The following is a 16,575-nucleotide window of genomic DNA, read 5'->3' on the forward strand; positions in this document are numbered from 1 at the left end:
TCCCTGAGAGATTACGGATTCTTGCAGAACTGCCGGATCGTTCAACCGATCATTTTTGTCTTAACTGATCGGCATTATGGCGCTTGCCATCCTTTTTTTATGCACGCGACCCATGCTGTATAGAGTCAACACACACCGCACACACCGCACACACCGCACATGAAGCGTTCACGCAGACCTTGTTATTACGGCGTCTGAGGTACGATTTCCGATACGAAGCCTGTCGCAGAAAAAGCGATTCCCCGACCTTTCATTTCACTTTTGTTCAAGCCTCTGACAAAGTAGCGGCCCAATGGGCTGCGGGCGCAGCTGACATGCCTGTGGGAGGCAAAATGACCATCGGATCGGCCAGATGGCTGGGACTCAGCTACTTCACCTACTTCTTCTGTTACGGCATCTACTTACCTTTCTGGAGCGTCTGGCTCAAAGGCATAGGCCTGGATGCTGAAAAAATCGGCTTACTGCTCGGTTGCGGCATGGTGGCGCGATTTGTCGGTAGCCTGCTGATCGCCTCGCAGGTTAAAAACCCTTCTCAGCTGATTCTGGCGTTGCGGCTGCTGGCATTGATGACGTGCCTTTTTGCGTTAGGTTTCTGGTTTGGCGGCCAATGGTTATGGCTGTTACTGGTCATGGTGGGCTTCAACCTGTTTTTCTCGCCGTTGGTGCCGCTCAGCGATGCGCTGGCAGCGACCTGGACGCAGCAAATTGGTCTGGCTTATGGCCCGGTGCGGCTATGGGGTTCGCTGGCGTTTGTGATTAGCTCTGCGCTGACGGGGATGCTGGTGAGTGCCTGGTCATCACAGGCGATTCTGGCACTGCTGAGTGTGGGCTTGCTGGCCATGCTTAGCGGCATGATGTTAGTACCCAAAACCCGGCCACAAGGTGATGTGCGGCAGGGGGCAAGCGGCGGTTGGACGGCGTGGCGCGATATGCTACGGGAGAACGCGGTCTGGCGCTTTATGTTATGCGTGACGCTAATGCAGGGGGCACATGCAGCTTATTACAGCTTCAGTGCTATCTGGTGGCAGGAAGCAGGTTATTCCGCATCGGTGATTGGCTATCTATGGTCGTTGGGCGTGGTGGCGGAAATCGTCATCTTCGCGCTGAGCAATCGTCTGTTCCGTCGCTGGAGTGCCCGCGACTTGCTGCTGCTTTCTTGCTGCTGTGCGTTAGTGCGCTGGGTGATGCTGGGATCCAGCACCGCGCTGCCGCTGCTCATTGCTGCTCAGATTTTGCATTGTGGCAGCTTCACCGTATGCCATTTGGCAGCGATGCGCTTTATTGCCGCGCGCAAAGGGGCCGAGGTGATTCGATTGCAGTCGCTTTACTCTGCACTGGCGATGGGCGGCGGGATTGCCGTGATGACGATGATCAGCGGTGTGCTGTTTACCCATTTACAGGGACATCTGTTCTGGGTGATGGCACTGGTGGCGCTTCCTGCATTGTTCCTTCGTCCGCGCGCCGCTTAAGCTTCCAGCAGTTGACGAATGCGTTGCTGCTGATGGTAGCTCAGCGGCAGCTCGGCGTGGATCAGCGGCGGTGAAAACAACGGTAACGATGTGGCGTAGGGTGTGATCACCAGCGCCACGTCACGCGGTGCACCTTCTCGTTGAAAGTGCAGCATATCCTGATAAGTGATGTTGATTGGCAGCAGCGTTATCTCGCGGATTTGCTGCTCCAGTAATTGTTCCATTGCCGCATCCGCGCCGGTCAACAGGAGTACCTGCTTCTCCTGCAGTGCGCTATCCTGCATCAGCCAGGCACCGAACAACACTGCAACCAGACTCACTTCCTCCGCGCTAAATTCCGTGCCGAAATCACTGCTAAAGTGATACAGCGCGCGTTCGGTGGTGCGCAGTAAACGTGGATAAAGACGCGCCACGTCCAATGCCACACTGTTATCAATCCCAATGGCAAAGTGACTGCGATCCAGCGCTTGCGCCAGATGCGTGAATAATTGCAATTTCAGCTCGTGCTGATTTTTGACGCGTGTCTGCGCCAGCTGTTCAAAACGGGCGATTAACGCTTCTACGGCCAGCATGAGCTGCTGCGCCTGGTGGTCTTCAAGCTGATTCCCATCCGGCGCATGAATCAAACTGAACAGCAGCGTCCAGAAGTCGGTTTCGCTAACGTCCGGCGCTAGATGGCAGCGTTTCTGCCAGTGGTGGATCACATCATCTGCGGCAGCACGCTCGGTTTTTGCTGCCAGCCATGCCCGCTGTTTTTCATTAAACAGTGCATTTTGCCGTTGGCACAGCGCGTACTTCATAAAAATTTGCAGAAACAGGCGATCGCGCGGCGTGAAATCGCGGCTTAGTCGCAGACTACAATGTTGAATTAACGCCTGCAGATTGGTTTCATCCCACAGCGCCTTTTCGATATTGAGGACTTTCAGGCGCTGACGCAGCACGGGAGCAAAATGTTCGCAGACGAAATCCTGCGACAGGCGCAGCGCGCGTCGCAGCCAATGGAGCAGGCAGAGCCGCCTGTCCAGTTCCGTCCCATGTATGCGGAAGCTGCCATCCACCATCTGGTGTAACTCCAGTTGATGGAAGCGCTGTATCTCATCACCGACATCCGCGATATCCTGTCGGGCAACGGCAGGATCAACACCATTTAACTGGCAGAGCTTTTCAAGCGTTAGCGCGGGAGCAGGCAGAAACAGTAGCAATAGCAGATGACAACGACGCTGGGCACGGCTGAAGAGTGGTGCAGATGAAGGTGCAGAACTCATCAATAGTATTATCCGCGGGTCATTTTTGAGCTAAGAATAGCTAACTCCACTCGGTAACCCTGCACTTTGTCGTGACTTTTGCTCAGAGCTTTTAGGCGGGTCACAGTTTTTCTGGACCAGTATAATCTTCACTTGAGAATTGTTACTTTATAACACATGAAAATTGCACTCATTCCTTTTACGCTGTTGTTCAGCGCTGCAGCCTGGTCTCATCCGCACAGCTTTATCGATATGAAAAACGAGTTTGTCAGCGAAAACGATCATCTGACAGGCATGAAAATGGTGTGGACCATGGATGAAATTACTTCAGCCGATCTGCTTTACGATGCCGGCAAAGCGAAACCCGGTGACGTGGTATGGAAAAAGCTGGCGGCGCAGGTGATGGCGAACGTGTTGGGGCAACATTACTTCTCAGAGGTATGGCAGGACAAAACGCGGGTGAAGTTCCTGAATTTGCCCAAAGAGTACAATTTGTCGCGCAACGGCAACAAAGCAGTGCTGGAGTTTATTGTGCCGTTTGGCGAACCCCAGTCGCTGAGTGCGAAACAGTATCGTATTCAGACCTTCGATCCGAGCTACTTTGTTGATATGTATTACGATAACCCACAGGCATTAACCATGGACGACGGCGTAAAAGCACACTGCCAGATAGACTTACACACCCCCAAACCGGATGACTCGCTCAAGCAATATGCGCTGTCGCTGGATAAAGCCGATGCGCCGCCGGAAGACATGGATCTTGGTCAGCAATTCGCGCAAACGGTAACCCTGACATGTCATTGATTTCTCTGCCTTCTCGTTCACGCAGACTGTGGCCGCTTTGGTTGCTGGCCATAGTGATGCTTGCTGCCGGATATACCCTGTGGCAGCACTGGTCGCAAATTTTGCTGCAAAGCGTGTTGTGGCAGAAAGTCCTCAATCGCGAAATGACCCAACTCCTGCAACAAGTCGCTGACCAGCCTCAGCAGGCGGGCGTGACTTTAATGCTTTTTAGCCTGGCTTATGGTGTGCTGCACGCGCTGGGCCCAGGGCACGGCAAAGTGGTGATCAGCACCTTCCTGGCGACGCATCCCGCGAAGCTGAAAACCAGCATGAAACTGACGCTACTGGCCGCACTGTTACAAGGCGGTGTGGCGATTGGTTTGGTCACAGTGATGCTGGTGGTATTGCAAACCTCATCGCGGCAAATGCATCTCGGCAGTTACTGGCTGGAGAAGGGCAGTTATCTGCTGGTGATGGCGCTGGGCGTGTGGGTCGGCTGGCGTGCGCTGCGTACATTACTTCCGCTATTACGTCCCGCGTCGGCGAAGATTCAGATTCACGCCATTCGCCCACATCACCAGCATGATGAACACTGCGGATGCGGTCATGCGCATCTGCCGAGTGCTGAACAGATGGATCGCGCGGTGAGCGGGAAAACCCAGGCGCTGGTAGTGTTCTCCATGGGCATGCGTCCCTGTTCTGGCGCCATCATGATGCTGCTGTTTTCTAAGGTGATTGGTGTTTATGCGTGGGGTGTGGCCTCGGCGGTGGCCATGGCCATCGGTACGGCGGTCACGGTCTCCGCAATGGGCTTATTAGTTCAACGATCGCGGCGATTAGCTGAAAAGCTAGGGGCAAACAGTGCAATGTCGCACGGGGCGAAAATCATTATGCCGGCATTAGGATTAGCAGGTGGGATTCTGCTGGTACTGGCAGGGTGGTTACTGTGGCAAAGCGCACAGCCGATGATGAGTAGCGGGTTACGACCGTTTTAACGGCGTAAAAAAAGGCGGATATGATATCCGCCTTTTTGGTGCTTAGCGCTTCAGCGCTTCGCTCAGTTCTTCACGCATGGTCGCCAGCATGGCTTTCACAACGCGTGGGTTACCTGCAACGATGTTACCTGACATCATGTAGCCATGGTTGCCGGTGAAGTCTGTCACCAGGCCGCCCGCTTCACGTACCAGCAGTTCACCCGCAGCGAAATCCCATGGCTTCAGACCGATCTCAAAGAAACCGTCCACGCGGCCAGCGGCCACGTAAGCCAGATCCAGCGCAGCAGAACCGGTGCGACGGAAGTCAGCACATTGAGTGAACAGTTTGCCCACGATGTTGATGTAAGGGGTTGCGTGCTGTTTCAGCTTGAACGGGAAGCCGGTTGCCAGGATGGTGCCATCCAGGTCACGCGCGGTGCTGCCACGCAGACGATAACCATTGAGCTGTGCGCCCTGACCGCGTACAGCGGTGAACAGTTCGTTGCGCATTGGATCGTAGACCACAGCCACTTCGGTGCGGCCTTTGATGCGCACAGCGATAGATACAGAGAAATGTGGTAAACGTTTGATGAAGTTGGTGGTGCCATCCAGCGGATCGATTACCCATTGAATGTCCTGATCATCGCCCGCCAGTTCACCGCTTTCTTCGGTGATGATGGAGTGTTGCGGGTAGGATTTACGAATCACTTCGATAATCAGACGTTCTGCGTCACGGTCAACATTGGTAACGAAGTCGTTGCTGCCTTTCTGGCTGGCTTCGACAGCGTCCGGGGTTTCATAATTCTTGGCAATTAAATTTCCGGCCTTGCGCGCTGCGCGCACGGCGATGTTGAGCATCGGATGCATCGGTATCTCTCGCTGGATGTTAAAGAACGGGTGAAAACGGCGCGGAGTATATCAGGGTGTTCAGCAAATGTCCTGCTTTTATGCTAGGCTACGCGCCATCATTTTCTCACCGCTCACTATTATGCTGCAAAATATCCGAATCGTACTGGTTGAAACCTCGCACACTGGCAACATGGGCTCTGTTGCTCGCGCCATGAAAACCATGGGCTTAACCAATCTTTATCTGGTCAACCCGCTGGTCAAACCTGACTCGCAGGCCATCTCTCTTGCCGCCGGCGCCAGCGATGTAATTGGCGATGCAAAAATCGTGGATACGCTGGACGAAGCGATTGCGGGCTGTAGCCTGGTTGTCGGCACCAGCGCGCGTTCCCGATCGCTGCCCTGGCCGATGCTGGATTCGCGTGAATGCGGTATCAAAAGCGTGGAAGAGGGCCAGCAGGCACCGGTTGCACTGGTGTTTGGTCGTGAACGTGTGGGCCTGACCAACGAAGAGTTGCAGAAGTGCCACTATCACGTCGCCATTCAGGCAAATCCGGAATACAGCTCGCTAAACCTGGCGATGGCAGTGCAGATCATTGCTTACGAAGTGCGTATGGCATGGCTGGATGCGCAGGAAAAAGCCAGCCCACAACCGCAGGAAGAAGAGTCACCGTATCCGCTGGTGGACGATCTGGAGCGTTTCTATCAGCACATTGAAAAGATGATGCTGGAGAGCGGCTTTATCCGCGAAGGCACCCCGAGCCAGGTGATGAGCAAATTGCGCCGTCTCTACACCCGCGCGCGCCCGGAACGTGATGAACTCAATATCCTGCGGGGTATGCTGGCTTCGTTCCAAAAGCCTAAAGGTGATAAGGGTAATAGTTGAGTAAAACAGTTGGTTAAATAGTTGAGTAAATTACTTGGTTAAATAGTTGACCGTTTTACTCAGGAATGGCAGACTGGCGTCAATTCATCAGATAGCCCGCCGATACCCGGACGGACGCTTACGAGGTTGTATGCTATGAGACTGACATCCAAAGGACGCTATGCCGTAACCGCTATGCTGGACGTTGCACTGCACTCAAACGAGGGCCCGGTGCCGCTGGCTGACATTTCTGAGCGTCAGGGCATTTCGCTCTCCTATCTGGAGCAGTTATTCTCACGTCTGCGTAAGCACGGTTTAGTGGCCAGCGTTCGTGGTCCAGGTGGCGGTTATCTGTTAGGTAAAGATGCTGGCGCGATTGCCGTTGGCGCGGTGATCACGGCGGTTGACGAATCTGTTGATGCCACCAAGTGCCAGGGCAAAGAAGGCTGCCAGGGTGGCGAGCGCTGCCTGACTCACGTCCTGTGGCGTGACCTGAGCGAACGCATCAGCGAATTCCTCAACAACATCACGCTGGCTGAACTGGTAAACAACCAGGAAATCCTGGATGTGGCAGATCGTCAGAACATGAACGACACTCGCCGCTTCCAGCAGCATCGTATGCAGGAAACCATCAACGTTAATCTGCGTGCTTAATCCGCTCCCCTTCAGCCCTTGCTGTTCACACAGCCGGGGCTGAATCGTGCTATAAAGACGTATGATTTTTTATACGGAGTTTTAGCGCAATGAAATTACCGATCTACCTGGATTACGCAGCGACAACGCCTGCCGATCCGCGTGTCGCCACCAAAATGATGCAGTTTCTTACTTTGGATGGCACCTTCGGTAACCCCGCTTCCCGTTCTCACCGTTTTGGCTGGCAGGCAGAAGAAGCCGTTGATGTGGCGCGCAATCAGATTGCAGAGCTGGTCAATGCCGATCCGCGTGAAATCGTTTTTACTTCCGGTGCCACCGAAGCTGATAACCTCGCCATTAAAGGCGCGGCTCAATTCCATCAGGCGCGCGGCAAACACATTATTACCAGTCAAACTGAGCACAAAGCAGTGCTGGATAGCTGCCAGCAACTGGAGCGTGAAGGCTTCGACGTCACCTATCTGCAACCCGGCAGCGATGGCATTGTCACGCCTGCGATGCTGGAAGCCGCACTGCGCGATGACACGGTGCTGGTTTCCCTGATGCATGTGAACAACGAAACCGGCGTGATTCAGGATATCGCCGCGCTCGGAGCCTTGTGCCGCGCGCGTGACATCCTGTTTCATGTTGATGCCACCCAAAGCGTTGGCAAATTGCCGATTGATGTTGCGGCACTGCCGGTGGATCTGATGTCGTTTTCAGCGCATAAAATCTACGGTCCGAAAGGCATTGGTGCGCTGTGGGTGCGTCGTAAACCTAAATTACAGATCGATGCGCAGATGCACGGCGGCGGTCATGAACGCGGTATGCGATCCGGAACCTTGCCGGTGCATCAAATCGTGGGCATGGGCGAAGCGTATCGCGTTGCACGTGAAGAGATGAGCAGTGAAATGGCGCGTCTCGCAGCCATGCGCCAACGTCTGTGGCACGGCATCAGCCAGTTAGAGAATGTGAATATTAACGGTTCGCTGGAGCAGGGCGCACCGAATATCCTCAACCTCAGTTTTGCTCAGGTCGATGGCGAATCACTGATTATGGCGCTGAAAGATCTGGCGCTGTCGTCCGGTTCTGCCTGTACCTCGGCCAGTCTCGAACCCTCTTATGTACTGCGCGCCATGGGCGTTGAGCAGGAGCTGGCACACAGCTCGCTGCGCTTCTCGCTGGGACGCTTCACTACCGAAGAGGAAATTGACTATGCCATTGAGCTGGTCAATAAAGCGGTAAGCCGTTTACGGGCATTAACGCCCGCCACGTCCCGCTAATTCATGCACCCCTTGCGCCGGTTCTGGCGTAAGGTGACACCTAACGCAAACGGAGCCACGCGATGACAACACAACCGATGACAATTACGCTCAGCTCCCAGGCCGCCGATGCGCGCTGGGGTGAAAAAGCACTGCTGAGCAGCACTGAAAGTGGCATGACCCTTCACCTGACTGGCGCCGATGCGCTGATGAGCATCCAGCGCGCGGGGCGTAAGCTGGACGGTCAGGGGATTCGCCACGTTGCCCTGAGCGGCGAAGAGTGGGATTTAGAGAAGTGCTGGGCATTCTGGCAAGGCTATCGCAGCCCGAAAGGCAAGCGCCAGGTAGAGTGGCCAGCATTAAGCGAAAACGATCAAACTGAATTTGATCGTCGTCTGAAGATTGTTGACTGGGTGCGCGACACCATTAACCTTCCAGCGGAAGATCTAAGTCCGGAACAACTGGCGCACAGCGCGATCGATCTGATCAGCGAAGTGGGCGGTGACGCAGTGAGTTATCGCATCACTAAAGGCGAAGATCTGCGTGAGCAGGGTTATGCCGGTATTCACACCGTGGGCCGTGGTTCAACCCGCGCACCTGTGCTGCTGGCGCTCGACTTCAACCCCACCGGCGATGAAAATGCGCCGGTATACGCTTGTCTGGTCGGAAAAGGCATCACCTTTGATACCGGTGGTTACAGCCTGAAGCAGAGCGCGTTTATGGATTCGATGAAATCCGATATGGGCGGTGCGGCAACGGTAACTGGCGCGCTGGCGCTGGCGATTGCGCGTGGCCTGACCAAACGTGTGAAGCTGTTCCTGTGCTGTGCTGACAACATGGTGAGCGGTAACGCGTTCCGTCTCGGCGACATCATCCGCTATCGTAACGGTAAAACCGTGGAAGTGATGAACACCGATGCGGAAGGGCGCCTGGTGCTGGCTGATGGCCTGATTGATGCCAGCGAGCAAAATCCTGAACTGCTGATCGATGCCGCGACCCTGACCGGTGCCGCGAAAACGGCGCTGGGCAACGATTATCACGCCCTGTTTACCTTTGACGATGTACTGGCGGAATCTCTGCTGGGCAGTGCAACTGGTGAAAACGAAGCCTTCTGGCGTCTGCCGCTGGCGGAGTTCCATCGCAGCCATCTGCCGTCAAACTTTGCCGATTTGAACAACATTGCCAGCCCTGCGCATGCAGCAGGCGCCAGCAGCGCGGCGGCGTTCCTCTCTTACTTCGTTAGCAAGTATCAGCAGGGTTGGCTGCACATTGACTGTTCTGCCACTTACCGTAAAAGCGCGGTGGATCAGTGGTCAGCGGGTGCCACCGGTCTGGGTGTACGCACTATTGCCAATCTGTTACTGAAATAAAACCGGCGCGCATCAATGCGCACCCTACGTCAGGTCGCAGACAGATGTGTAAACTACGTCAGGCCGCCATGGGTGTGCATGCACCTTTCGTCTGGTCGCCATTGATGTGCAACCTACGTCAGGTCGTCGTTGATGTGCACCCGTCATCAGTATTGTGTAGGGTCGTCATTTATGGCGACCGAACAGCGCTTAAGCGGCAAACCTCATGCATGAGCTTGCCGTTTTTTTGGAACTTGATAAATGAGCAATCGTCTTGAAGAGGTGCTAAAGCTGGCCGCCACTGAGCCTGCGCACCGTCCGGAATTCTTTCAACTACTGCTGGAATCTGATATTTGGGTGCCAGGTGAAAGTCCTGCAGAGCAGTTTGATGCCACCTCGCCTGTGGAGTTGCTGCATTGGGAAAAAGAGGGCGGAGGCAGCGTTATCCCGTTCTTCACCTCAGAAGAGGCGATGGAGGAAGCAATCAAAGAGGAGCAGCCTTATCTGCGCCTGCCCGCGCGCACGCTGTTCGAAATGACCCTGGGTGAGAGTTTATTCCTCAATCCTAAGCTGCCCGCCGGTAAAGAGTTTTCACCGGGTGAGATTGCCCATTTGATCGGTGAAGAGGGTAGTGCGCTGAGTCAGCAAACGGTGTTGGAAGGCGGCCATGCGCTGCTTCTGTCGGAAGTGGCTGAACCGCCCGCGCAGATGATTGATTCACTGACGCAGCTGTTTGCCAAGTATAAGCAGGTGCGTCGTGCTTATATCGCCAGCATTCGTGAGAGCGCCACGGAAGAACCCAATTTGCTGATCGGTATCGAAGCGGATAGCAATATCGATGAGATTATTCAGGCGGCAGGCAGCGTGGCAACCGATACGCTGGCGGATGATGCACCGATTGATATCTGCGAAGTGGTGGTCGACGAGAAAGGCGTCAGCCACTTCTTCACCGCCCATATCACGCCTTTTTATGAGCGTCGCTGGGGGAGTTTCCTGCGCGACTTCAAAGGCAGTCAGCGGATTATCTAAACATCGCTAGCTGCGGTGCAATTTATTGCGCATCTGAAAGTCATCGTCCGGCTTAAGATACGCGCGATAAATCGCGCCGCTACGGATCGCACTTATCTGATCGCGCCGCTACAGATCGCACTTATCGGGTAGCGGCGCAATTTATTGCGCGGTAGTCAAACCATCATTGGCAGGCTCAGAATTTTGTTCTGCCCCCCCCCCTTCATTGCCATGCTCAGCAGTTTAATCGGCTAGCTAAACTTTATTTCTCAATCGGTAAATCGTCGCGGCTACCCCATTCGCCCCAGGATCCGTCATACAGGGTGACGTCACGCACGCCCAGCGAGGTTAGTGCCAGAATCACCACCACCGCCGTTACACCCGAACCGCAGCTGGCGATAATGGGCTGATCCAATTTAATGCCGGCTTTTTCAAACAAATCGCGCAGTTCAGCCGCCGGTTTCAGCTCGCCGTTCACCACCAGATTGTTCCACGGCATATTCAGGCTATTCGGGATGTGCCCGCGCAGCAGGCCCGGACGCGGTTCATCCACTTCTGCGTTAAAGCGGTTAGCCGCTCGGGCATCAACGATCTGCGCGCCGCCCTCATGGCTGATCAACAACACATCGGTCAGGCGTTTCACCAGCCCCTGATCGTAATGAGCTTCGAACTCGCCTTCCGGCAGGTTAACTGGGCCTGAAGCGACATCAAAGCCTGCCGCTTTCCAGCCCTGCAAACCGCCCGCCAGAATCGACACATTGACGCAGCCAAAGGCGCGCAGCATCCACCATGCGCGGGGTGCAGAGAACAGGTTGCCCTCGTCATACACCACCAGGTGTTTATCCTGATTAACTCCCAGTTCGCGCATCGCCACGGCAAAAGCTTCCGGGCGCGGCATCATATGCGGGTAAGCGCTGGTGTGATCGGACAAAGCTTCGATATTGAAATAAGGCGCATCGGGCAAATGCCCTGCCAGATATTCCGCCTGGATATCACGCACCGCTTCCTGACCTGGCGGCAACATGCGCGCATCTAATACCTGCAACGTTTCATCGGTGTAATGCTCTTTTAACCAATCGGCAGAGACAAACAGGGGAGCTGTCATCGCAACAACCTCTTCTCAATCATCAGAAAACGGAAAGGACCAGTGTCCGGGAATGTGAACGCTATCTCAAGGGTATCGTTGCTAAAGTGAGTAGGTTGATGTGAAATTGCGCAGCACACTATTTTAACCTTTGGGGCTGGTGAGGGACTTACCATGGCAAAACGCGTTAATCGACTGCTGCTCAGCGTGCTGATCGGCGGAACACTATTGGGCGGCGCTTTGCTGCCTGCGCAGGCTGAGGATACGCCTGTGGTGCAAAATGCGGCGAAAACGATCTCGGTGATCGACCTTTCCGAGCTGCAACTGGATGGCGCATCAGCACTGGTGCTGAGTTTCAATACTGCCATCGATAGCAAACAGGACTTGAACGCGCGGGTCCATATCAGCGATGAGAAAAGCGGTAAGGTCGATGGCGGCTGGGAACTGGCGCAAAATGGCAAGGCGCTACGCTTCCGCCATCCTGAACCGTCGCGCAAATTAACAGTGACCGTCGATGCCGGCCTCAAGGCCGCCGATGGCAGTACCTTATCCAGCCCTTTCAGCCAGACGCTGACTACCCGCGATATCCAGCCGATGGTGGGTTTCGCCAGCCGGGGATCACTGCTGCCGCTGCGCCTGACGCAGGGATTACCGGTGCTGGCACTCAATGTGAACAACATTGATGTCGATTTCTTCCGGGTGAAAAGCGCCGCACTGGCCGATTTTCTCGCCCAGTGGAATTACGGTAATAACCTGTCGTACTGGGAATCACGCGATTTACTGAAAAATGCCGATCTGGTCTACAGCGGACGTTTTGATCTCAATCCGGCACGCAACACCCGTGAAAAGATGCAGCTGCCGCTCGGTGATGTGGATGCGCTCAAGCAGCCCGGTGTTTATCTGGCGGTGATGAAACAGGCCGGAACCTACAATTACACACAGCCAGCAACCCTGTTTACGCTCAGCGACATTGGTTTATCGCTGCATAGCTTCCCGGATCAACTGGAACTCTTTACGCAAAGCCTCGCCAATGGCGCACCGCTAGATGACGTCAATGTGCAACTGCTGGACGAGAAAGGCCAACAGCTGGCGAGTGGCACCAGTGACAGCAATGGCCATCTGCGTCTGCCCGCCAACGCCAAAGGCAAGTTGCTGCTGGCAATGCAGAAAGGGCAAACCTCTCTGATCGATCTCAATCGTCCAGCGTTGGATCTCGCCGAATTCCCGATTGATGGTCCGCAGGGTTATGACAAGCAGTTCTTCTTGTTTGGCCCGCGCGATCTCTATCGCCCCGGAGAAACGGTGATCGTCAATGCGTTACTGCGTGATGCCGATGGCAAGCCGCTGCCGCCACAACCGGTAAAAGCCGAAGTGGTGCAGCCCAATGGTGAAGTCACTCAGACCTTTGTCTGGCAGCCGGAAAACGGTGTGTACCAGCAGCGCTTTGCACTGCCGGCTTCAGCCATGACCGGTGAATGGACGCTGCGCATCAACAGTGGCGACAACCAGCCGCGTAGCTGGCCGTTCCATGTTGAAGATTTCCTGCCGGAACGTATGGCGCTGGCACTGAGCAACAGCGAACAGCCGCTGGCACCGGACGCCTCAGTGACCTTTGATGTCGAGGGCCGTTATCTGTATGGCGCACCAGCGGCGGGCAATGAGTTGCAGGGGCAGCTGTTCCTGCGCCCGGCGCGTGAAGCTGTGGCAGCGCTGCCTGGCTATCAATTTGGCGATATCACTGAGGAACTGAAACGCAGTCTCGATGACGTTGATGAAAAGCTGGATCAGAACGGCAAACTGCAGCTCAACGTGGAAAGCAGCTGGGCAGAAAGTCATTCGCCGCTCAGCCTGATACTACAAGCCAGCCTGCTGGAAACCGGCGGTCGTCCGGTGACACGTCGCGCGACTCAATCGATCTGGCCCGCGCCTGCACTGCCGGGTATCCGTCCACTGTTTAACAGTGAGTCGGTGTATGACTATCGCACCGATCGTTATCGCGATGAACCGACCGTGCCTGAAAACGGCCTGGCGGAATTTGATGTGGTGTATGCCAATCCGCAAGGCGAAAAACTGGCGGCGCAGGATCTGGATGTGCGCCTGATCCATGAACGCCGTGACTACTTCTGGAGCTTCTCAGACAGCGAAGGCTGGCAGTCGCGTTATGACCAGAAGGATCTGCAGGAAGACGAGCAGCGCATCACTATTGCCGCGGGCGGCAGCCAGAAAATCAGCTTCCCGGTGGAGTGGGGCACCTATCGTCTGGAAGTGCATGCGGGCGAGAACATTGTCAGCAGCGTGCGTTTCAATGCGGGCTACTGGTGGCAGGACAACACCGACGGCACCGGCGCGTTACGTCCCGATCAGGTCAAACTGAAAATCGATAAAAGCGCCTACCAACCGGGTGATACTGCAAAAGTGCAGGTTGAATCACCGGCTGCCGGTAAAGGCTATCTGATGGTGGAATCCAGCAGTGGCACACTGTGGTGGCAGCCGATGGACGTGCCCGCGGGTGGCGCAACCATTGATGTGCCGATAAATGAAAGCTGGAAGCGTCACGATCTCTATCTGAGCGCAATTGTGGTGCGTGATGGCGATAAAGCCAACGGCACCACGCCGAAAAGGGCAGTAGGGCTGCTGCATTTGCCGATGGCGACCGAAGCGCGACGTCTCAATCTGGCGATGGATGCGCCCGAAAAAATCCGCCCTGAGCAGACAATCAAAGTGAAGGTGAAAGCCAGCCGTGAAGGCGGCGAGTTGCCTAAGCAGGTTCAGGTCTTGCTGTCAGCGGTGGACAGCGGCGTGTTGAGCATCACTGATTACAAAACGCCAAATCCATGGGACGCGTTCTTTGGCCGTAAGCGTTACAACGCCGATCAATATGATGTCTATGGTCAGCTCATCGAAGGCGGTGGCAAGCTGGCGGCACTGCGCTTTGGTGGTGACGGCGATGATGCCGATGCACTGTCGCGAGGGGGTAAAAAGCCGGTCAGCGATGTGCAGATCGTCGCACAACAGCTGCAGCCAGTCACGCTGGATGCCAACGGCGAAGGCACCATCGATCTCCCGATTCCGGCCTTTAATGGCGAGTTACGCTTGATGGCGCAGGTATGGAGTGCTGACAGCTTCGGCTCAGCGGATCGCAAAATGGTGGTGGCCGCGCCGCTCATCAGTGAACTGGCGACGCCGCGCTTTATGGCCAGCGGTGACCAGTCGACGCTGGCGCTGGATCTCACCAACCTGACTGATCAGCCGCAGACGTTAAAAGTCGACGTAACAACGCAGGGACTGATCGCCCTGAACGGCACGGTCACTTCTAGCGTGCAGCTGGCGAAAGGTGCGCGCACGACCTTGCAAATCCCGGTTAAAGCCCAGGGCGCCTTTGGTGAGGGGTCGGTGCAGCTCAAAGTCTCTGGCATGAGTCTGCCGGGTGAGACGCTGGAGCCCAGCGAGCGTAAATGGACCATCGGCGTACGCCCGGCTTATCCAGCCCAAACCCTGAGTTTCGACAATGTGATGCAAACTGGCCAAAGCTGGCAGGTGGTGGCGAGTGCCTTTAGCGGCCTGCAAAAGGATACGCTGACCGGGCAGCTGTCGCTCAGCAATCGACCGCCGCTGAATATTGCCAGCTTTATTAGCCAGCTGTATGCCTATCCTTACGGCTGCCTTGAGCAGACCGCCAGCGGCATCTGGCCATCGGTGTTCACCAACAAAGCACAGCTGGATGCGCTGGGTATCAAAACCAGCACCGACGAGGCGCGCCGGGCGTCGATCGCAACCGGTATTGCGCGCCTGGCAGGTATGCAGCGTGGCAATGGCAGCTTTGGTTTGTGGAGCAAAGAGAGTCAGGAGGAATTCTGGTTGACGGCTTACGTCACCGATTTCCTGCTGCGTGCCAGTGAAGCGGGCTACAGCGTGCCGGAAGGGGTGATCAGCCGCGCCGATGAACGCTTGCTGCGCTATCTGCAGGACCCGGCACAAATAGAAACCAGCTGGAGCAGCGATGCCGATGGATTGCGTTTCAGTGTGCAAGCTTACGCCGGGCTGGTATTAGCAAGACAGCAACAGGCGCCGCTCGGTGCATTGCGTGCACTGTACGACAAGCGTGAGCAGGCAAAATCAGGTCTGGCGCTGGTGCAACTGGGTGTGGCGCTGAAACTGATGGGTGATCAACAGCGTGCGCAGTTGGCGCTGGCACAGGGCATAGGGCTGGAGCGCAAACCCAACAGCTGGTTGGGTGATTACGGCAGCCCGGTGCGTGACCGCGCGCTGATTGTTGCGCTCATCACTGAAAACCAACTGCTGCCCGATATGCAGGGGCCATTACTGATTGATCTGGCGAAAGCGGTACATGGTCAGCGCTGGTTCTCCACCCAGGAAAACAATGCGCTGTTCCTCGCCGCTCGCACCTTGCAGCAGCACAAAGGTGAACAGTGGCAAGCCACATTGCAGGGCAGAAGTGAGCCGCTGAGCAGCAATCAGACGCTCAATATGGGCATCAGCGAAGATCAGCTACGCCAGGGCTTGTCGGTGAAAAGCGACAATAATTCGCCGCTTTACGGCACGCTCAATGTTGTGGGTTATCCGCAAACAGCACCGTCGCCAATCAGCAACGTGCTGAAGATCACCCGCGAGTATTTCACCCTCGACGGTAAGCCAGCTGACCTCACCAACCTGAAAAGTGGTGAATTGCTGGTGGTGCGGTTGAAAGTGACGGCCAGCGAGCGGGTGAGCGATGCGCTGGTGGTGGATTTGCTGCCAGCAGGGCTGGAACTGGAAAACCAGAACCTGAGTGACAGCAGCGCCAGCCTGGGCGACAGTGCCGATGCGCTGAAAGAGAGCATGATGGATATGCAGCAAGCCAACATCAAACACATTGAGTTCCGAGATGACCGCTTCGTTGCGGCACTGGCGCTGGATGGCTACACACCAGCCACGTTGCTGTATCTGGCACGCGCGGTGACGCCGGGTAGCTATCGTCTGCCGCCTCCGCAGGTCGAATCAATGTATGTGCCGGAGTGGCGTGCGATTGGCACCACGCCGGAAAAACTGAATGTGCGCTAA

At 55.6% G+C, this 16,575-nt stretch carries 12 protein-coding genes; 9 read left to right on the forward strand and 3 right to left on the reverse strand.

What is annotated here, in order from left to right; all coding sequences use genetic code 11:
- Window positions 1-332 precede the first annotated feature (332 nt).
- On the forward strand, window positions 333-1,469 hold the full coding sequence (locus AC1MDE_RS18550) for a 3-phenylpropionate MFS transporter (protein WP_058959200.1): 1,137 nt from the start codon (window positions 333-335) through the stop codon (window positions 1,467-1,469).
- Here the strand turns inward: AC1MDE_RS18550 and csiE are convergent.
- Window positions 1,466-2,734 carry a stationary phase inducible protein CsiE gene (gene csiE / locus AC1MDE_RS18555; RefSeq protein WP_045814928.1) on the reverse strand — a complete coding sequence of 423 codons (1,269 nt, stop codon included), beginning with the start codon at window positions 2,732-2,734 and terminating at the stop codon, window positions 1,466-1,468. The genes AC1MDE_RS18550 and csiE overlap by 4 nt on opposite strands.
- A 156-nt stretch (window positions 2,735-2,890) precedes the next feature.
- Here csiE and AC1MDE_RS18560 point away from each other — a divergent pair, with 156 nt between their 5' ends.
- Window positions 2,891-3,517 (forward strand): DUF1007 family protein, encoded by a 627-nt coding sequence (locus AC1MDE_RS18560; protein ID WP_058959151.1) that lies wholly within the window; start codon window positions 2,891-2,893, stop codon window positions 3,515-3,517.
- Window positions 3,508-4,491, forward strand: a complete 984-nt coding sequence (locus AC1MDE_RS18565) for a nickel/cobalt transporter (RefSeq protein ID WP_058959150.1) — start codon at window positions 3,508-3,510, stop codon at window positions 4,489-4,491. Before AC1MDE_RS18560 ends, AC1MDE_RS18565 begins: the two co-directional genes overlap by 10 nt.
- 42 nt (window positions 4,492-4,533) lie before the next feature.
- Here the strand turns inward: AC1MDE_RS18565 and suhB are convergent, their stop codons facing one another.
- Window positions 4,534-5,337: an inositol-1-monophosphatase gene (suhB, locus tag AC1MDE_RS18570; protein WP_058959149.1), complete on the reverse strand. Its 804-nt coding sequence runs from the start codon at window positions 5,335-5,337 to the stop codon at window positions 4,534-4,536.
- Window positions 5,338-5,458: 121 nt separating this feature from the next.
- Here suhB and trmJ point away from each other — a divergent pair, with 121 nt between their 5' ends.
- The 5 genes from trmJ to sseB all read left to right on the forward strand — a co-directional run bounded on the left by trmJ (window position 5,459) and on the right by sseB (window position 10,451).
- Window positions 5,459-6,202: a tRNA (cytosine(32)/uridine(32)-2'-O)-methyltransferase TrmJ gene (gene trmJ / locus AC1MDE_RS18575; RefSeq protein ID WP_034825966.1), complete on the forward strand. Its 744-nt coding sequence runs from the start codon at window positions 5,459-5,461 to the stop codon at window positions 6,200-6,202.
- A 135-nt stretch (window positions 6,203-6,337) separates the two neighbouring features.
- Window positions 6,338-6,835, forward strand: a complete 498-nt coding sequence (gene iscR, locus AC1MDE_RS18580) for a Fe-S cluster assembly transcriptional regulator IscR (protein WP_034825654.1) — start codon at window positions 6,338-6,340, stop codon at window positions 6,833-6,835.
- Window positions 6,836-6,924: 89 nt separating this feature from the next.
- Window positions 6,925-8,094, forward strand: a complete 1,170-nt coding sequence (locus AC1MDE_RS18585; RefSeq protein ID WP_058959147.1) for an IscS subfamily cysteine desulfurase — start codon at window positions 6,925-6,927, stop codon at window positions 8,092-8,094.
- A gap of 62 nt (window positions 8,095-8,156) precedes the next feature.
- Window positions 8,157-9,443 (forward strand): aminopeptidase PepB, encoded by a 1,287-nt coding sequence (gene pepB / locus AC1MDE_RS18590; RefSeq protein ID WP_058959146.1) that lies wholly within the window; start codon window positions 8,157-8,159, stop codon window positions 9,441-9,443.
- Window positions 9,444-9,683: 240 nt separating this feature from the next.
- Window positions 9,684-10,451, forward strand: a complete 768-nt coding sequence (sseB, locus tag AC1MDE_RS18595) for an enhanced serine sensitivity protein SseB (RefSeq protein WP_166936315.1) — start codon at window positions 9,684-9,686, stop codon at window positions 10,449-10,451.
- A gap of 241 nt (window positions 10,452-10,692) precedes the next feature.
- On the opposite strand, the gene sseA is transcribed toward sseB, so the two are convergent.
- Entirely contained in the window at window positions 10,693-11,535 is an 843-nt protein-coding gene (gene sseA / locus AC1MDE_RS18600) for a 3-mercaptopyruvate sulfurtransferase (RefSeq protein WP_034825659.1), read from the reverse strand.
- Between the two features lie 153 nt (window positions 11,536-11,688).
- Here sseA and AC1MDE_RS18605 point away from each other — a divergent pair, with 153 nt between their 5' ends.
- Window positions 11,689-16,575: an alpha-2-macroglobulin family protein gene (locus AC1MDE_RS18605; RefSeq protein ID WP_480344971.1), complete on the forward strand. Its 4,887-nt coding sequence runs from the start codon at window positions 11,689-11,691 to the stop codon at window positions 16,573-16,575.

The sequence above is a fragment of the Pantoea folii genome, assembly GCF_056678875.1.